Source organism: Saccharomonospora marina XMU15 (assembly GCF_000244955.1).
In the GTDB taxonomy this organism is placed as follows: domain Bacteria; phylum Actinomycetota; class Actinomycetes; order Mycobacteriales; family Pseudonocardiaceae; genus Saccharomonospora_A; species Saccharomonospora_A marina.
Window position 1 is genome coordinate 4,585,771 of record NZ_CM001439.1, and the last position, 17,677, is coordinate 4,603,447.

17 protein-coding genes are annotated in these 17,677 nt (G+C 70.0%); 11 read left to right on the forward strand and 6 right to left on the reverse strand.

All coding sequences use genetic code 11. From position 1 onward, the window contains the following. Positions 1-35 precede the first annotated feature (35 nt). Positions 36-218 carry a hypothetical protein gene (locus tag SACMADRAFT_RS21625; RefSeq protein ID WP_157617296.1) on the reverse strand — a complete coding sequence of 61 codons (183 nt, stop codon included), beginning with the start codon at positions 216-218 and terminating at the stop codon, positions 36-38. Between the two features lie 96 nt (positions 219-314). On the opposite strand from SACMADRAFT_RS21625, the gene SACMADRAFT_RS21630 reads away from it, so the two are divergent. Together SACMADRAFT_RS21630 and SACMADRAFT_RS21635 are read left to right on the forward strand one after the other, a co-directional pair. Next, the gene (locus SACMADRAFT_RS21630; protein WP_009155984.1) at positions 315-1,847 is read left to right on the forward strand and encodes an AlkA N-terminal domain-containing protein; all 1,533 of its coding nucleotides are present in this window, start codon (positions 315-317) and stop codon (positions 1,845-1,847) included. Next, positions 1,844-2,362: a methylated-DNA--[protein]-cysteine S-methyltransferase gene (locus SACMADRAFT_RS21635; RefSeq protein ID WP_009155985.1), complete on the forward strand. Its 519-nt coding sequence runs from the start codon at positions 1,844-1,846 to the stop codon at positions 2,360-2,362. Before SACMADRAFT_RS21630 ends, SACMADRAFT_RS21635 begins: the two co-directional genes overlap by 4 nt. A gap of 21 nt (positions 2,363-2,383) precedes the next feature. On the opposite strand, the gene SACMADRAFT_RS21640 is transcribed toward SACMADRAFT_RS21635, so the two are convergent. Then, the gene (locus tag SACMADRAFT_RS21640; RefSeq protein ID WP_009155986.1) at positions 2,384-5,362 is read right to left on the reverse strand and encodes an AAA family ATPase; all 2,979 of its coding nucleotides are present in this window, start codon (positions 5,360-5,362) and stop codon (positions 2,384-2,386) included. Then, the gene (locus SACMADRAFT_RS21645; RefSeq protein WP_009155987.1) at positions 5,359-6,519 is read right to left on the reverse strand and encodes an exonuclease SbcCD subunit D; all 1,161 of its coding nucleotides are present in this window, start codon (positions 6,517-6,519) and stop codon (positions 5,359-5,361) included. Before SACMADRAFT_RS21645 ends, SACMADRAFT_RS21640 begins: the two co-directional genes overlap by 4 nt. A gap of 148 nt (positions 6,520-6,667) precedes the next feature. Here SACMADRAFT_RS21645 and rmuC point away from each other — a divergent pair, with 148 nt between their 5' ends. After that, positions 6,668-7,609, forward strand: a complete 942-nt coding sequence (gene rmuC, locus SACMADRAFT_RS21650; protein ID WP_009155988.1) for a DNA recombination protein RmuC — start codon at positions 6,668-6,670, stop codon at positions 7,607-7,609. Between the two features lie 257 nt (positions 7,610-7,866). Further along, the gene (locus SACMADRAFT_RS21655) at positions 7,867-8,820 is read left to right on the forward strand and encodes a DUF6542 domain-containing protein (RefSeq protein ID WP_040925829.1); all 954 of its coding nucleotides are present in this window, start codon (positions 7,867-7,869) and stop codon (positions 8,818-8,820) included. Between the two features lie 16 nt (positions 8,821-8,836). Here the strand turns inward: SACMADRAFT_RS21655 and SACMADRAFT_RS21660 are convergent, their stop codons facing one another. After that, a complete protein-coding gene (locus SACMADRAFT_RS21660) occupies positions 8,837-9,868 on the reverse strand; it encodes a 4-hydroxy-3-methylbut-2-enyl diphosphate reductase (RefSeq protein WP_009155990.1) in 1,032 nt (343 codons plus the stop codon). Between the two features lie 118 nt (positions 9,869-9,986). Here SACMADRAFT_RS21660 and SACMADRAFT_RS21665 point away from each other — a divergent pair, with 118 nt between their 5' ends. From SACMADRAFT_RS21665 to glpX, 5 genes are all read left to right on the forward strand, one after another. Then, a complete protein-coding gene (locus tag SACMADRAFT_RS21665) occupies positions 9,987-10,661 on the forward strand; it encodes a lipid droplet-associated protein (RefSeq protein ID WP_040925830.1) in 675 nt (224 codons plus the stop codon). Continuing rightward, positions 10,658-11,917, forward strand: a complete 1,260-nt coding sequence (gene xseA / locus SACMADRAFT_RS21670; protein ID WP_009155992.1) for an exodeoxyribonuclease VII large subunit — start codon at positions 10,658-10,660, stop codon at positions 11,915-11,917. Before SACMADRAFT_RS21665 ends, xseA begins: the two co-directional genes overlap by 4 nt. Positions 11,918-11,923: 6 nt before the next feature. Next, positions 11,924-12,364: a hypothetical protein gene (locus tag SACMADRAFT_RS21675; protein WP_009155993.1), complete on the forward strand. Its 441-nt coding sequence runs from the start codon at positions 11,924-11,926 to the stop codon at positions 12,362-12,364. Beyond that, positions 12,361-12,624, forward strand: coding sequence for an exodeoxyribonuclease VII small subunit (locus SACMADRAFT_RS21680; protein WP_009155994.1), 264 nt, complete (start codon positions 12,361-12,363; stop codon positions 12,622-12,624). Before SACMADRAFT_RS21675 ends, SACMADRAFT_RS21680 begins: the two co-directional genes overlap by 4 nt. 88 nt (positions 12,625-12,712) lie before the next feature. Next, the gene (glpX, locus tag SACMADRAFT_RS21685; protein WP_009155995.1) at positions 12,713-13,771 is read left to right on the forward strand and encodes a class II fructose-bisphosphatase; all 1,059 of its coding nucleotides are present in this window, start codon (positions 12,713-12,715) and stop codon (positions 13,769-13,771) included. 100 nt (positions 13,772-13,871) lie between these two features. On the opposite strand, the gene SACMADRAFT_RS21690 is transcribed toward glpX, so the two are convergent. Continuing rightward, positions 13,872-14,861 (reverse strand): NAD(P)/FAD-dependent oxidoreductase, encoded by a 990-nt coding sequence (locus SACMADRAFT_RS21690; protein ID WP_009155996.1) that lies wholly within the window; start codon positions 14,859-14,861, stop codon positions 13,872-13,874. A gap of 95 nt (positions 14,862-14,956) precedes the next feature. Here SACMADRAFT_RS21690 and SACMADRAFT_RS21695 point away from each other — a divergent pair, with 95 nt between their 5' ends. Together SACMADRAFT_RS21695 and SACMADRAFT_RS30530 are read left to right on the forward strand one after the other, a co-directional pair. Next, positions 14,957-16,357: a class II fumarate hydratase gene (locus tag SACMADRAFT_RS21695; protein ID WP_009155997.1), complete on the forward strand. Its 1,401-nt coding sequence runs from the start codon at positions 14,957-14,959 to the stop codon at positions 16,355-16,357. 95 nt (positions 16,358-16,452) lie between these two features. Beyond that, positions 16,453-17,010 (forward strand): potassium channel family protein, encoded by a 558-nt coding sequence (locus SACMADRAFT_RS30530; RefSeq protein WP_009155998.1) that lies wholly within the window; start codon positions 16,453-16,455, stop codon positions 17,008-17,010. A 34-nt stretch (positions 17,011-17,044) separates the two neighbouring features. Here SACMADRAFT_RS30530 and SACMADRAFT_RS21705 read toward each other — a convergent pair whose 3' ends face one another. Further along, a complete protein-coding gene (locus SACMADRAFT_RS21705) occupies positions 17,045-17,620 on the reverse strand; it encodes a TetR/AcrR family transcriptional regulator (protein WP_009155999.1) in 576 nt (191 codons plus the stop codon). Between the last annotated feature and the right edge of the window lie 57 nt (positions 17,621-17,677).

A 17,677-nucleotide genomic window follows, 5' to 3' on the forward strand; every position in this document is an offset into this window, starting at 1 on the left:
GAGATCCAGTGTACGTGCCAGGGCCGAGGCCCTGCTCAGCCGCCGTCGCCGTCCTCCTCGCGCTCACCGTCGCCTTCCTGTTCCCGCTCCTGTTCCTGGTCACCGCCGTCGTACCCGCGCTGCGGCTCGTCGCAGGCGGAACCGAACACGATCGCCGCAACCGCACCCATGGCTACGACCGCGGCACGCAGCGGAGGTACCCGCACACCCTTCGTCATGGGCCTGACGGTACTGCCGCCGAGCGGGAACCGCACGGCGACTTCACTGTCCGATTTCCGCCAGTCAAGCTGCTGAGCTGCTGGCACGATCAGGGTATGGCTCAGGCGACGGCAACGCATTCGGCACCCCACTCGCTGTGGCGAGACACAGAGCGCTGCTACCGCGCCGTGACGTCACGGGACGCCCGCTTCGACGGGCAGTTCATCGTCGCCGTGCGCACGACCGGAATCTACTGCAGGCCGTCCTGCCCGGCGATGCCACCCAAGGCCGGCAATGTGAAGTTCTTCCCCACCGCCGCGGCCGCGCAGTCGAGCGGCTACCGCGCGTGCAAGCGATGCCTACCTGATGCCGTACCAGGCTCTCCCGAGTGGAACGTCCGCGCGGATCTTGCCGCTCGCGCGATGCGGCTCATCGCCGAGGGGACGGTCGAGCGGGAGGGTGTCGCGGGACTGGCCCGAAAACTCGGCTACTCGCAGCGGCAACTGGGGCGAGTGCTCACCGCCGAACTCGGCGCAGGACCACTGGCACTGGCCCGGGCGCACCGCGCCCACTCCGCCCGCCTGCTCATCGAACTGTCCGCCATGCCGTTGACCGACGTCGCGTTCGCCGCCGGATTCGCCAGCGTGCGGCAGTTCAACGACACGATCAGGGAGGTGTTCGCGACGACGCCGTCGCAGTTGCGGGCGGCGGCCCACGGCAAACGCGCCCGAGCCGAGCCACCCGCGCCGCCGACGCGAGCAGGCGCCCGGCTCAGCCTGCGACTGCCGTTTCGCCCACCACTCGACGCTGCCGGCTTGCTCGGCTTTCTCGGCGCCAGGGCAATACCCGGTGTCGAGTCCGCCGCGGGCGACTACCGCAGGACGCTTCGGCTGCCGCACGGCAGTGGCCTGGTCGCGCTCAGCCCGTCAAACACCCACGTACGCTGCGATCTTCGGCTCACCGATGTCCGGGACCTCGCAACCGCCGTGGCGCGCGTGCGCCGCCTGCTGGACCTGGACGCCGACCCCGCCGCCGTCCGCCACGTCCTCGCCGCCGACCCGGCACTGGCCCCCGCCGTCGCGGCGGCTCCCGGCATCCGGGTGCCCGGTGCGGTGGACGGTCCCGAACTGCTGCTGCGCGCGATGCTGGGACAGCAGGTGTCGGTCGCGGCCGCCCGCACGGCGGCGAGCAGGCTGGTCGCCGAACTGGGCGAGCCCGTGCCGCTCGCGGGCACCGACGACCCGGGCCTGCTGTTCCCCACCGCGGCCGCCGTGGCACAACACGGCGAAGCCGTGCTGCGCGGGCCGCGCAGGCGAGTCGGCGCGATCATCGAAGTGGCCGAAGCGCTGGCCGCAGGCGCACTCGACCCGCACGTCGGGCGCGACCCCGACGAGCTTCGGCAACAGCTGCTTTCCGCACCCGGAATCGGCCCGTGGACGGCCGACTACGTACTGATGCGGCTACTGGGCCAACCGGACATCCTGCCGCGCAACGACCTCGCGCTGCGCAAAGGCGCGACAAGCATCGGCATCGGTGACAGCACGACACAGCTGGCCCGCCACGCCGCGACCTGGCGCCCCTGGCGTTCCTACGCGGCCATGTACCTGTGGCGGGTCAGCGCCAACCATGACAACGGAGGAACCTCGTGAACATCGCCAGCTGGTCCACACACCCCACCCCGATCGGCCCGTTCACGGCCCTGGTCGCGGCCGACGGGGCGGTGATCGCCTCGGGCTGGACCGCCGATCCGCACGAGTTGCTGAAGGTCGTATCTGCCGCCGCGAAACCGACCGAGTTGCGTGCCCGTGAAGAACTCGGGCCGGTCAGCAGGGCCGTACACCGCTACCACGAGGGCGAGCTCGACGCCGTCGATCACATACCCGTACGGCAACGATCAGGCGAGTTCATCGCACACACCTGGGAGGTACTGCGCGGCGTCCCCGCGGGCAAGCCACTGACCTACAGTGACCTCGCCGAACTCGCGGGGAGGCCGCAGGCTGTCCGCGCCGCGGCCGCCGCCTGCGCCCGCAACGCCACCGCATTGTTCGTGCCATGCCACCGGATCGTGCGAATCGACGGCGGGCTCGGTGGGTTCCGCTGGGGGCTGCAGGTCAAGCGGTGGCTGCTCGCCCACGAGTCCCCGGCCGGACCCACGCCCAAGTGAGGTGTCGGCGACGCAGTCGGCTCAGCACGCCACCGGCATCCCCCCTTCCAACCGAACCGTGGAGCCCGTCCGCGACTTGCGCACCCGCAACCGCATCGGGATGCGCTGCCGCAGCTCCTCCACATGGGACACCAGGCCGACTACGCGGCCGCCCGCCCGCAACTCGTCGAGCACGTCCATCACGACGTCCAGCGTCTCGCTGTCCAGTGTCCCGAACCCCTCGTCCACGAACAGCGTGTCGAGCAGCGCACCGCCGGTCTGGGCGGCGACCACGTCGGCCAGACCGAGCGCCAGCGCCAGTGAGGCCAGAAACGACTCTCCCCCTGACAGCGTCTTAGCGGGACGTACCGTGCCCGAGTAGTCGTCGAGCACATCGATGCCGAGCCCTCCCCGGGTGCCCCGTGACCCGGCGGCATCGGAGTGAACGAACGAGAAGCGGCCCTGGCTCATCGAGCGCAACCGCGCCGTGGCGGCCACCGCGACCTCCTCCAACCGGGCCGCGAGCACGTAGGACCGCAGCGACATCCGCCTCGCGTTCTGTCCTCTGCCGTTGACCACGTCGGTGAGCGCGTCGAGTTCGGCGTACTCCCGCTCCGCGGGTTCAAGCTCGGCAAGCGCGCAGCGGAAGTGCTCGGCCAGGCTGTCGAGGTCGTGTGCCCGGCCAGAACACGCCCGCACGGCGGCGAAAGCGGACTCCGCCCGGCTCCGTGCGCTCTCCACCGCCTGCTGTGCGGATTCGACGTCCACCTCGTCCTCGGGTGACACACCACGCAGTTCGGGTTCCTCCAGCACCCCCCTCGCTGCGGCCTCGGCACGCTCGGCCTCGGCCAGCGACCGCTCCAGTTCGGCGATGCGGGCCTGTGGCCTTGCCGCCGACAGTGCGTCCTCCACCGTGGCGAAGCCCGCGCGCCGCGCCGCGTCCAGCATCGTGCCCCGTTGCTCGTCGAGCCGCTGCTCCGCGGCGGCCCGAACGGACCGGGTCTCGGCCAGCTTCTCGGCCGCCTCACTTACAGCGACCAGGTGTTCCCTGCGCTCGGCCACGTCGGTGAAGTCACCGCGGGCGGCTTCGAGGCGCTGCGCCCGTTCCTCGATCCGCTCGACGAGAGCGCGCTGCTGGGCCCTCGCCTCGCTTACCTCGCGCAGCGCCTTCGTCCGATCGGCCGTGAGGTCGTCGGCCTCCTCCTGCGCGGTCCGGATCGAAACCTCGAGCCTCGCCTTGCTCGCCGCTCGCTGCGACAGCGACCGCAGTTCGGCACCGATCTCGGTGAGGTTCTTCGCCAACTCCTCGCGAGTCCGGCCGGACAACCGTTCCCGCAGGCGGGCGAGGTCGTTCTCGGCTCGATGACGCGCGTTCACGGCGAGATCGCGACGCTGCCCGGCCTGCTCCTCCCGCTCGGCCGCGGCACGTTCCTCGGCATCGCCCACGGAGTCGACACTCGCCTCAGCCGGTGCCGGGTGCTCATCCGAGCCGCACACCGGGCAGGGTGCCCCCTCGCTCAGCCCGGCGGCCAACTCGGCCGCCATTCCGGCCAGCCGCCGCTCGCGCAGGTCGAGCAGCGTGGCGCGGGCCGCCTGGTGATCGTCGACAGCGACGCGCTCGGCGTCCAGCGCGCGCTCGACGGCACGCTGCAGTTCGGGCAGCCGGTCGGCGTCGGCGAGCGCGGCCGCGGCCTCCTGCTCCCTCGCCCGGATCGCCTCCAACCCGGCCTCCGCCTGACTCGCCAGCTCGTACTCGGCGCTGAGCTGCTGCATGCGCTCGGGAAAGCCTTCCAGCTTCTCTCCGATCGCTGCCGCCTGTTCCGCGGCGTAGGCAGCCTCTTCCTCGAGGCGGGCCAGCCGGTCGCGATCCTCGACCTGCCGCCCGGACTCCTCGACCAGACCGGCCAGCTGCCCTGCCTGCTCCCGCAGCGCCGCCGCGCTGGACCGCAGCACCGCGACCTCGGCCTGCGGCTGCTCGAACCCCAGGGTGCTGCACGCTCGCTCAGCCGCCGCCTCCTCCCACCGTGCGTGCTCGAGCCGCTCGGTCACCCGGTCCAACTCGGCCGCCAGCTCCGCCACCGGATGAGCCCTTCGCGCCGCGGCCTGCTCCGACTTCCAGCTCGCACGCTGGTCGGCCTGCTCCCACAACTCGGCCAGCCTGTGGTGCGCGGCCCGCACCCTGCGGACCCGGTCGGCGGCCGAGCGGCGCTGCTGCAACGTGGCCTCGGCCTCCCGCCTCGCCTCGCTCGCGGCGCGCTCCTCCTGCCGGGCGGCAGCCAGTGCTGCGCTAGCGCGCTGCCTGATCTCGGTGACCCATTCCAACCCTGGTTCTTCCGGCGCCTCCGTCTCCGCCACCTGCGCGAGCCTGGCGACCCATTCCCGTGTGGCGGCGCGGCGCCGTTCCAGTTCTCTGCCGCGAGTTGTCCGCAGGTCACGAAACCACCGTTCGACATCCGCGAATCGCTGCGTGCCGAAGAGTCGCTCCAGCAGTTGTTCGCGTTCGGTGGTCTCGGCACGCAGAAACCGCGCGAACTCGCCTTGCGGCAACAGCACCACCTGGAAGAACTGCTCGGCGCTCATCCCGAGCAGCCGTTGCACCGTACGACCGACCTCGTCGATGCGGGTGACGCCGTCGGCCGCGTGGCCGTGCGGTGGGCAACTCAACCAGGTCAGCGATGCCCGCGCCTGCTGGGTGGTGTAGCCGTCACCTCGCCGCTTGGGCCTGCGGTACTCGGGGCTACGTACGATCCGCATCCGGTGCCCCTGCACGGTGAGTTCGAGCGCTACCTCGGTGTCGGTGTCGGGCTCGGCGAGATCGCAGCGCAGTCGCTTCACCTGCCCCCGCGCTCCTGGCACGGTGCCGTACAGCGCGAACGCGACCGCGTCGAGCAGCGTCGTCTTGCCCGCTCCGGTGTCACCGTGCAGCAGGAACAACCCGTCAGCACCGAGCGCGTCGAAGTCGACCACCTCGCGGCGCGCGTAGGGCCCGAACGCGGCGACCTCCAACCGGTGCAGCCTCATTCCCGGTCCCTTTCTCGTGGCTCGGCCTTGCCCGCCGCCTCCAGCGCGGTAGCGAGAAGCGCGTGCTCCCGCTCGGTGGGCGGAGCGCCTCTGCAATCGGTGAGAAAGCCGGAAGCGATCTCGATGTCAGAGCGGCCGCGCACCGCCTCGGCGTAACGCAGCACCGTCGCCGTCCCCGCCTCTGGCCGCCAGTCGAGATGTACCGCGTGGGGAAACCTTTCCCGCAGCCTTCGCATGGCGTCGACTGGACGCACGCGGTCGGTCAGTGTCACCGACAGGTAGCAGTCGACGACGTCGTCGTACTCAGCGGCCCGCAGCAGATGTTCCAGCGTGCCGGTCGCCGTGGCCAGCCGCCTCGGCACGGGCAACTCCCTTCGCCGCACCTCGGCCAGGCCGTCGGCGTCGAGATCGACCAACCAGACCGACTTGCGGGCGGTCTCGGAGAAGGAGTAGGCCAGCGGGCTGCCCGCATACCTGAGGTGTTCGGCGACACGCTGCGGTCCGTGCAGGTGTCCGAGCGCGACGTAGTCGACGCCGTCGAAAACCGATGCGGGAACCTGCTCGACACCGCCGACCGCGATGGTGCGTTCGGATTCGCTCGGCGCCGCACCGGTGACGAACGCGTGCGCCAGCACCACCGAGCGGGTCGAGCCGGGCTTGGCCGCGAGATCGGCACGGACGCGACGCATCGCCTCGGTGAGCACTCCGGTGTGTCCCCTGGCTTGCGGTACACCAAGCGCATGCCTGGCCGGTTCCGGCTCCAGGTAAGGGATGCCGTACACCGCGACCGGACCGTGCTCGTCGTCGAGCAGGACCGGACGATCGATGGCGGCCACTGTCGTACGCAGGTGCAGACCGCCCTGTGCGGCGAAGTCCGCGAAGGCACCCAGCCTGGCGGCCGAGTCGTGGTTGCCCGACGTGATGACCAGTTGAGCGCCCGCGTCGCGGATGCGGCTGAGCGCTTTGCCTGCCACCCGTACCGCCTCCGCGGAAGGGACCGCGCGGTCGTAGACGTCACCGGCCACCAACACGACGTCGACCGCTTCGTCGACCACGACGGCGGCCAGGTGTTCGAGCACGGACTCCTGCTCGGCGAGCAGATCCGTGCCGTGGAACGTCCGTCCCACGTGCCAGTCGGAGGTATGCAGCAGTCGCACGCGATCAACGTAGAGCCCGGACCCGACAGAACACCGGACAAATCCCCGGCGTGTCACTCGAACGTGTGTTCGATTGCCGTGCTGGTCGTTTTCCGTCGGCCCGCTGCGCCATGATGGGCCGGTCCCGACGCGAGGAAGGAGCGACTCGGTGGGTTCTGCTTCTGCGACTTCTGCGCCCTCTGCGGTGCTCGCCACTGCCGCCTCCGTGGTCGCCCTGCTGCTGGCGGCAGCGGTCGTCATGCTGTGGCGGCTGTACCAGGACGGCATGCGCAGGGCCGACGCGGCGGCGCGGCAGGTGGCCGCCGAGCGCGCGAGGGTCGATGAGCAGCAGGCCGCGCTGCGGCGCTACGAGGTCGCCTTCGCCTCGATCAGTGGCCGAGGGGAGTTGGGTGAGCAGGTTCTGGTCGAGACGGCACGCGCACTCGGACTGCGGGAAGGGCTGCACTTCACGTTGCAGACCGATCTGGCGGGAGGCGGCGCGGCGAAGCCGGACATGGTGCTGCTGGTCGGCGGTGGCCGAACCGTGCCCGTCGACGCCAAAGCGAGCCTTGCCTGTTGGGCGGAGGCCGTGGAGACCGACGATCCGGACGAACGATTCGACGCGCTGCGGGTGCACGTGCGCAACCTGCGCTCTCGTGCCGCGGAACTGGCGGGCAAGGGCTACCAGCGGTGGGCGGACGCCATCTACGGCACCGTGATGTTCGTGCCGTCCGACGCGGCCGTGGTGGCGGCACTGGACACCGACCCCGAGTTGCTGCGCTGGTTGCTGGACCGCCGCGTGTTCCTGTGCGGGCCCACCGGGTTCGCGGTCGTCGCGTCGGCCGCCATGTTCGCGGCGACCGAGCGCACGCTGCTCGAGGACGTGGAACAGGTGCGAGCACGGGCGGCATCGGCTCACCGCGCCGCCGACAATGCCGTCGAGGCCGTCAACCTGTCGAGCACGCACCTGCAACGCTTCCTGTCCGCACGCCGCAGGGAACTGGAAGCGCTGGAGAGTTTTCGCTCCAGCGTGGCGCCGCTCAGCGAGGCCGCGGCGAGCCCTTCGCAGGTCGCCGCGGTGCGAAGGTCCGACGAGGTGACGACCACCTGACGAGGCCATGCCTCGTCCGTCCGCGCGATGACCGAACGACGCGGCATAGAAGGCCCGCTGTGTGGTAATTCACATGACATGCGTGTAGCGGGGTTGTGGAGTCGCAGGGGGTTCTCGCCGGTATCCGGAAGGCTGAGCGAGCGTGGGCAGGCACTGCCCAAAGGTCCGAACCACGGAAGCCGAAGTGAAGGCCGACGGCGGCTGATTCGGCACAGCGGTCGAGAGTTCGGCGCCGCCAAGGGATACGGTGTTGCCTCGTGACCGCCATTCGAGACCGCCGGAGCGACCCAGCCGCCGACGAGGACGCCCTTGTCCCATGGGACGAACGTTCCGTTGTCAGCTCGCGCCGTGGGTTGCAGTGGTGGGCAGCGGTGCTCGTCGCACTGGGCACCGCCGTGGTGGGGGCCGTCGTCGACCTGCAGGTCACCGACTCCATCGGTGCCCTGTTCCAGGGCTGCTACCTCGTCGGTTCGGTTGCCGCCATCGCCGCGGTCCGCAGGGGCAACTTGTTCGGACCCATGGTCGCGCCGCCACTGGTTCTCGCGGTCACCGTGCCCGTGCTCGTGCTGACCGCCTCGGGGTTGCCGTCGGGCAGCGACACCCTGGCCAAGATCCTCGCCATCAGCACCCCGCTGATCAACGCATTCCCGATCATGGCTATCACGACGGCGTTGACGGTGGGTATCGGGTTCTACCGCATCTACCGCGAACGCGATCCGCACGCGCAACAGGGGGCGGGCTCCAAGCGCGACGGTGACCCGGCTCGCCCGGGCGGCAAGGACCGCGACAAGGGCGGCCGCGGTCCGGGTGGCGGCAAGCGCCCCAGGGAGGACGGGGACGAGGCACGGCGTCCCGCCCCCGGTGCGGCCGCCGGCCAGGGCGGACGCCGCCCACCACCGGAGGAGCAGCCAAGGCGTGGCCGCGGACGGCCGTGGGAAGGTCGCGGTGGCGAGCGAGGCAAGGACGACCGACCCCGGCGCGAGTCGGTGAGGATCGATCCCAGCCGCGCAGACCTGGGCCGGGCCGCACCCAAGAACCCCCACCGGCGCCCGCAGGTACCGCCCGATGCGGCAGGCGGGCCGAGGCGTCCGCGGCCTGCGCCTCCCGAGGAACCCCCTCGCGGCAGGAAGCCCGAGCCGCCACAGGCACGCGGCGGCCGCTCCGGCATGCCCCCTCGCCGCAACCGCCCGTGGGAGGACGAGCGCGGCTGAGCCCGGTCGCCGACGGTCAGCGCACGCTGCTGCGCGCGCTGTCCCCGCGCAACTCCCTGGGCAGGGCGAAGGAGATCTTCTCGTTCGCGGTGGTGACCTCCTGGACGTCGACCCAGCCGCGTTCGGCGAGCCATTCCAGCAGCTCCATCACAAGCACATCGGGAACGGACGCCCCGCTGGTCACACCGACCGTCTGCACACCCTCCAGCCAGGCCTCGTCCACCTCGTCTGCGAAGTCGACGAGGTGCGCGTCGTCTGCGCCTGCCTGGAGCGCCACCTCCACCAGCCGGCGCGAGTTCGAGGAGTTGCCCGAACCGACGACAAGCACGAGGTCGCACTCGGCGGCCATCGCCTTGACCGCCACCTGACGATTCGAGGTCGCGTAGCAGATGTCGTCGCTGGGCGGGTCGGCGATCTCGGGGAAGCGTTGCTTCAGCTGCTCGACACGCTCCATCGTCTCGTCGACGCTCAGCGTGGTCTGCGAAAGCCACACCACCTTGGAGGGGTCGCGGACGGCGACCTTGTCGACATCCTCGGAGGTGTCCACCAGCTGGACCCGGTCCGGCGCCTCGCCCGAGGTCCCCTCGACCTCCTCGTGCCCGGCGTGGCCGATCAGCATGATGTCGTAGTCCTCCCGCGCGAAACGGGTGACCTCCTTGTGCACCTTGGTCACCAGCGGGCAGGTGGCGTCGATCGTGCGCAGGTTGCGTTGCTCCGCCTCCGCGTGCACCGCCGGTGAGACGCCGTGGGCGGAGAACACGACCAGCTCGCCCTCCGGCACCTCCGACGTCTCGTCCACGAAGATCACCCCACGCTCCCGCAGCGTGTCCACGACGTGCCGGTTGTGCACGATCTCCTTGCGGACGTAGATCGGCGGGCCGTACCTCTCCAGCGCCTTCTCGACCGTGATGACGGCACGGTCCACCCCGGCACAGTAACCGCGCGGCTTGGCCAGCAGAACGCGCTTACCACCGGTCGAAGGGCCCGGTTTGCCCCCCTCGACCGATACGCTGGTGGCAGGCTCTGTTCCTGGACTCGCAGCACTCATGCCACCAGGGTACGGGCCGAGTCCGGACGGCAAGACTCGAGACGACGTCATGGGATACACGACACGCGTTAACCCGTTCGGCTGGGCAGGAAGGGCTATGTGCGGCACGCTTAGGGGTATGAAGCATCTCCCGTTCCCGCTCCGGGTAGCAGCAGGACTTGCCGTCACGACGGTGGAGCGGGTGCGAGACCTGCCCAAGCAGCTGACGGAACTGCCCGTGACCGTCGCGAGTCAGGTGCTGCAGGCGTCCATGCGGGTGCAGCAACACGTCACCGAGCTGGCGATCAAGGGCGACGACGTGCTGTCCACCCTTCGCCCGGTCGAGGAGACCCCGAGCTGGGCGACCTTCGACGAGGACATCGAGCCGCCGACGGACGAGCCCGGCGGCAACGGACAGCGCTACGACGGCACCGAAACCACCCGATCGCGCGATGACGACCCGTGGGCACTGGAGGAGCGCGCGCTCGGTGAGGAGCACTCCGAAGGAGAGTTCGACAGCCCGGGGCCGATCACCGAGCAGCAGGTGGAGGTGCGTGAGTCCGTCACAACCACGCCCGCCACCACGCCGGACACCGCCCCGGCTCCGGGTGGGCTGGCGGGCTACGACCAGCTGACCCTTCCGCAGGTCCGGGCACGGCTTCGGACGCTCTCACTCGAGCAACTGCAGGAACTGCTGGACTACGAGCGCGAGCACGCCAATCGGCCTTCGTTCGTCGGCATGCTCGGCCGCCGGATCGGCAATATGCGCCAGCAGTCCCCGCAGGAGGGGTCAGAAGGCTCGACCGCACGGTGAACGGCGGCACCGAACGCACCAAACGCACGGCCGAGCCGTCCACCGCGGAGAACCCGTGGCCGGTGCGTACGGTGGCACGCAAGATCGCCGACTGGATCCACCGACTCGGCGCGGTCTGGGTCGAAGGCCAGATCACGCAGATCTCGGCCCGACCGGGAACGCAGACCTCGTTCCTCACCTTGCGCGACCCGGCCGCCGACGTGTCCATGACCGTGACGTGCGCCGCCAGGCTGGTACGTGACTGCGATCCGCCGCTGCGTGACGGGGCGAGGGTGGTGGTGCACGCGAAGCCGACGTTCTTCCTCAACAGGGGAACGCTCAGCCTGCGGGCCAACGAGATCCGTCCCGTCGGCATCGGCGAGTTGCTCGCCCGCATCGAGCGGCTGCGCAGGCTGCTCGCCGCCGAGGGGCTGTTCGCGCAGGAACGCAAGCGCAAGCTGCCGTTCCTGCCAAGGGGTGTCGGGCTCATCACCGGAAGGGCATCCGCCGCCGAGCACGACGTGCTCGTCAACGCGCAGGCCCGTTGGCCTGCCGTCGCGTTCCGGGTCGTGAACACCGCCGTGCAGGGTGCCGCGGCGGTACCCCAGATCGTCCGCGCTCTATCCACTTTGGACGCCGATCCCGAGATCGACGTGATCGTCATCGCTCGCGGTGGTGGCAGCGTCGAGGACCTGCTTCCGTTCTCCGACGAGACACTGTGCCGGGCTGTGGCCGCCGCGGGAACCCCGGTCGTCAGCGCGATCGGTCACGAGCCCGACTCGCCACTGCTGGACCACGTGGCCGACCTGCGCTGCTCCACGCCCACCGACGCGGGCAAACGCGTCGTGCCGGATGTGCGGGAGGAGACCGCGCGGGTCCACCAGCTTCGCGACCGCGCACGCCGCGCCCTGCACGGGTGGGTTGACACCCAGTGCAGGTTGCTCGAGCAACTACGCAGCAGGCCCTCACTCGCAGAGCCACTCGAGCCGATCGAGCGGCGCGCCGCGGATGTCCAGACCCAGCTGGAGCGCGCCAGGCGCGCGATACTCGCGGCGGTCGGCAACGAGCAGGCTGCGCTGGCCGCTGCCAGGGCGAGACTCAACGCCCTGGGCCCTTCGGCCACGCTCGCCCGCGGCTACGCGGTCGTGCAGTACCACGACGAGCAAGGCAACCTCGCGGTGCTCCGATCGGTCTCACAAGTAGCCGAAGGGACACCGCTTCGCGTGCGGGTCGCCGACGGCGCCATCCGAGCGATCGCGGGCGCGCAAGAGGAGTGAAGGCAGATGCAAAGTTGTGCGTTCCTTCCGCTGACCACCGAGGTCGCCACACGGCTGTGCCGGGACGCCCTGGGTGAGAACGCGCGAGGCAGGGCCACCGCGGTGCGACGCAGAGCCGCGGAGGCGGAGGCGGCGGCCGAACGGTGCTGGACCGCGCTACTCGCGGGCTGCGACTCCGCGGTGCGCTGGGAGCTGACCCCGCGCCTGCGCGAACTGTCGGAAGCGACGTCGCTGTACGCGGGTTCTCGCTGGTGGTCGACCGATGGCGCGGTTCACCGGCGGCGGGTGGCGAGTGCGCAGTCACACATCGAGGACGCGATCGCCGACGCCGACGGCCAGGAGTTCGCGCGGGCGTTCGTCGGCTACGACCACGCGATGGCCAGCGCGGTAGTGTGCGCGCATAACCCGGTACGGCGGCCAGCGGAAAGTGTGAGACGAACACGGTGAGTGAAGCGGACGGCGAGCAACCGGCCGACCTCGGTTACGAGGAGGCGCGGGACCAACTGATCGAGGTTGTCCGGGAACTCGAGAGCGGCGGGCTGTCCCTTGAACAGTCCCTCGCGCTCTGGGAGCGGGGCGAGCGGCTGGCCAGGCTGTGCGAGCGACATCTGGAGGGCGCACGCGAGCGCATCGAAGCGGCGCTGGCTACGGTAGAGGACACGCCTGACGTCGAGGTCTCCGAGGACGTGGCCGGCGACTCGGAGTGACGTCCACGACACCAGCGGGAGACCGAGGCCGTTCAGGCCGTTAGATCTCCTCGACGCTGTTGCCGAACAACGCCATCCGGGAGGGACCATGACCGCCGCCAGCAAGTCCGCCGGTAGTTCGAGGAAAGTAGAGGCTCCTGACCGTAACCTCGCCATGGAACTGGTGCGGGTCACCGAGGCCGCCGCCATGGCCGCGGGCCGGTGGGTCGGCAAGGGGGACAAGAACGGCGGTGACGGTGCCGCCGTGGACGCCATGCGCCAGCTGATCGGCACCGTGTCGATGCGGGGGGTGGTGGTGATCGGCGAGGGCGAGAAGGACGAGGCGCCCATGCTGTACAACGGCGAGGTCGTGGGCAACGGCGACGGGCCGGAGTGCGATGTCGCCGTCGACCCGATCGACGGCACCACACTGATGTCGAAGGGTATGCCCAACGCCCTCGCGGTACTCGCGGTCGCCGAGCGGGGGGCCATGTTCGACCCCTCGGCTGTCTTCTACATGGAGAAGCTGGCGGTTGGCCCCGAGGCCGCAGGCGCGGTGGACCTGTCGGCCCCCATCGCGGAGAACATCCGGCGGGTCGCCAAGGCCAAGCACAGCTCCACGTCGGACGTGACGGTCTGCATTCTCGACCGCTCCAGGCACGACAACATCGTCAAAGAGGTCCGCGCGGCGGGCGCCCGCATCCGGTTCATCACCGACGGCGATGTGGCGGGCGCCATCGCGGCGGCCCGCCCGACCACGGGCGTCGACATGCTGCTCGGGATCGGTGGCACCCCGGAGGGCATCATCGCGGCGTGCGCGTTGAAGTGCCTCGGCGGCGAGTTGCAGGGCAGGCTGTGGCCCAAGGACGACGAGGAGCGAGAGAAGGCGCTGGCCGCGGGCCATGACCTCGATCGCGTGTTGACCACCGACGACCTCGTTCGCGGCGACAACGTGTTCTTCTGCGCCACCGGAGTCACCGACGGTGACCTGCTGCGGGGCGTTCACTACCGCGCGGGCGGTGCCACCACGCAGTCGATCGTGATGCGTTCCAAGTCCGGGACGGTGCGAATGATCGACGGCTACCACCGGTTGACCAAGCTTCGCGCCTACTCGTCGGTGGACTTCGACGGCATCGCGGATGAGGACGAGGTGCCGCCGCTTCCCTGACCCGTGGGGTCGCGCGAGGCACCTCGCTACCCGCCTTCGGTGGCGCGGCGGCCTCGCAGGACCCGATCGGGGTGGTTGCCGCGGCGGAGTGGAACCGCGCTCACATCTTGTCGCTGGAATGGCCGGGAAACAGCCGCGCGGCCGGGTCGAGCAGCACCGCGATGTTGTTGATGGCGGTCGCTGCCTCACCGAATCCGGTCGCGATGAGCTTCACCTTGCCCGGATAGGCGGCCACATCCCCGGCAGCGTAGACGCGCTCGCGCGCGGTGGCCATCGTGGTGTCCACCTGGATCGACCGTTGCTCGATCGTGAGGCCCCAGCTCTCGATCGGCCCGAGGTCGGCGGTGAATCCGAGCGCGGCCACCACGGTCTGCGCGGGCAGCACGATGTGCTCGCCCGCTCTCGTTTCGAGTTCCACCTCGGCGAGTTCGCCGTCGTCGTCGCCGCGAAGGCTGGTCACCTCGGCGTCGGTGATGATTCGCACTCCCGCCTCACGTGCCTCGCGCACGATCGACTCCGCCGCGCGGAACTTCGACCTGCGATGCACCAGCGCGACACTCGCGGCAACCGGCCGCAGGGCGAGCACCCAGTCGAACGCGGAGTCACCACCGCCGACCACCACAACGTGCTTGCCGGTGTGCGCGGCCAGCGACGGTACGAAGTGGACGAGGCCGCGGCCGAGCCAGCCGTCGCCCGCGGGCAGCGGGCGCGGGGTGAACTCCCCGATACCCGCCGTGATCAACACGGCGCCCGCGCGTACGACCTGGTCACCGTCCAGCGTCACCTCCAGGCCGTCGTCGACGGTGCGCAGTTCCTGTGCCTTGCGACCGAGCAGGTACGTCGGGTTCCACTGCCCGGCCTGCTCCACCAGTCCCTTGACGAGGTCGCGGCCACGGACAGCGGGGAACCCGCCGACGTCGTAGATCATCTTTTCGGGATACATCGCGGTCACCTGCCCGCCCGACTCCGGAAGCGAGTCCACGATCGCCGTGGACAGACCACGAAAACCCGCGTAGTAGGCGCCGAACAGACCGGTCGGTCCCGCGCCGACGATCAGCACGTCGACCGACAACGTCTCGGGCGAGCTCATCGGCTCACCGCCCTTCGATGCTGGTGGCAATCGGAAACGATCCTAGTGCCCGAACACACCGGGCGGGTGCCGCGCGACTGCGCCAAACTGGCGACATGGCTGAACAGGAGTACCGGACAGAGCACGACACGATGGGCGAGGTGAGGGTTCCGGCCGAGGCTCTGTACCGCGCGCAGACCCAACGCGCCGTCGAGAACTTCCCGATCTCCGGCCGTGGCCTCGAGCGTGCGCAGATCAGGGCGCTCGGCCTGGTCAAAGCCGCCGCCGCGCGCGTGAACGCCCGGCTCGGCGTCTTGGAGCCCGACCTCGCCACCGCCATCGCGGCCGCCGCGGACGAGGTCGCCGACGGCGAGCACGACGCGCACTTCCCGATCGACGTCTTCCAGACCGGTTCCGGTACGTCGTCCAACATGAACGCCAACGAGGTGATCGCGACCCTCGCCTCGCGATCACTCGGCCGCGACGTTCATCCCAACGACCACGTCAACGCATCCCAGTCGTCCAACGACACCTTCCCGACCTCGATTCGCGTCGCGGCGACCGAGGCCGTGCTCGAGGACGTGATCCCCGCACTGGACCACCTCGCGACTGTCATCGAGGGCAGGGCGACGGAGTGGGCGGACGTGGTGAAGTCCGGCCGCACCCACCTGATGGACGCGGTCCCGATCACGCTCGGCCAGGAGGCGGGCGCTTGGGCCGCGCAGGTGCGGTTCGGCATCGAGCGGCTGCGCGGCTGCCTTCCCCGGCTCGGTGAGCTGCCGATCGGCGGTACCGCGGTCGGTTCGGGCCTCAACGCCCCGGCCGGGTTCGGCTCCGCGGTGGCCGAGGAACTGGCGAAGGTCACCGGGCTGCCGCTGACCGAGGCACGCGACCACTTCGAGGCGCAGGCCAGCCAGGACGGCGTGGTCGAGACCTCCGGAGCGCTTCGCACGGTGGCCGTGTCGCTGAACAAGATCGCCAACGACCTGCGCTGGCTCGGCTCCGGACCGCGTACCGGGCTGGCCGAGTTGGCCCTGCCGGACCTGCAGCCGGGGTCGTCGATCATGCCGGGAAAGGTGAACCCGGTGATCCCGGAGGCAACACTGCAGGTCGTCGCGCAGGTGATCGGTAACGATGCCGCGGTGGCGTTCGCGGGCTCGCAGGGCAACTTCCAGCTGAACGTGAACCTTCCTGTGATCGCGCGCAACGTGCTGGAGTCGGCTCGGCTGCTCGCGGCCGTTTCGCGACTGCTGGCCGACCGGGTGTTCGCGGGCCTGCGGGTGAACCTCGATCGGGCTCGCGCCTACGCGGAGGGTTCGCCTTCGATCGTGACGCCGTTGAACGCCTACCTGGGTTACGAGGAAGCCGCCGCGGTGGCGAAACAGGCGCTCGCTGAGCTGAAGCCGATCAGGCAGGTCGTGGTGGAACGTGGGCACCTCGCCTCGGGAAAGCTCACCGAGGAGCAGCTCGACGAGGCACTGGACGTGCTGCGGATGGCCCGCGGTGGCCGAGGCTGACACGCCGCGCCGCTGCCGGATGCGGGCGGGCGACCGCTCGCTCCGGCAGGACCGGGCATCACGCGTCACGGTGAACGAGCAGGAGGCGGCATCCGTTGCGGCGCAAACACCTTGACGGCAACCCCCACAGGCTGAGCGGTCGCGAGGTCGCCATCTCGATCCTGCGTTCGACCGGTGCGGTCGCGCTCGTGCTGGTGACCTACTACCTGATACCGCTCGATCACGAGCTGGGGATCAGCGCCTGGACCAAGTTCGCGGTGGGGCTGCTGGTGTTCATCGGGTTCGTGGTCTGGCAGGTCAGGGTCATTCTCGAGTCGTCGAGACCGCGGTTGCGTGCCATGGAAGCGGTAGCCGTCGGCCTGCCGTTCCTGCTGGTGTTCTTCTCGGCCAGCTACATCGTGCTGGAACGCAGCACTCCCGGATCGTTCACCGAGTCGCTCAGCCGAAACGATGCCCTGTACTACACCGTCACGATCTTTTCCACGGTCGGTACCGGTGACATCGTGCCGGTCACCGAGAGCGCGAGGGTAGTGACGATGGTGCAGATGGTCGTCGGCGTGGTCGCGGTTGGCGTGATCGCCAAGGTGGTCGTGGGAGCGGTGCAGGTAGCCACGAAACGAAGGGGCCACCGCGACACCGGCACGGAAGGATGAGCGCGTTCGCTCCACCCGGCGGCGCGGCCGTTCGCTAACTCGATTCGATGAGCCGCCTCGCGACTTCCTTGGCGTTGCCGACCGCCCCGGGCACGACACCGAGCGAGGCCGTCACCGTGGCGCCCTCCAGCAGCAGCAACAGTGACGTCGCCAACTTCCTCGGGTTGCGAAATCCCGCCTCGCGGGCCAGCGTCCGCAGGTAGTCGAGCAACCACTGCTTCTGCTCACGGATCACCTCCCGGCCGGGGTGGGTGGCATCGGGCAACTCGGCCTGCGCGTTGACGAAGGCGCAGCCACGCGAGTTCTCTGTGGAGATCCATTCCTCCAGCGCGTCGAACACCAGCAGCATCCTGCGTGCGGGCGTGATCCGCCCGCGCCTGCCGACGACGGTGGCCACGTGTTCGCGGTAGCGCTCGTCCCTTCGGCGCAGGTAGTGGCCGACGAGGGCGTCCTTGGAGCCGAACCGGTCGTAGAGAGTCTTCTTGGTGACCCCGGCCTCGCTCGCGAGCGTCTCGACGCCGACGGCATGGATTCCGTTCTCGTAGAACAACTTCCCCGCCACCTCGAGCACGCGCTCGGCGGCCGGGGTCAGGGTGAGGTCCTCGGTCACACCCTTGACAATATACCGATCGGTTTAGTACGTCTAGTAACCATACCGGTCGGTTTA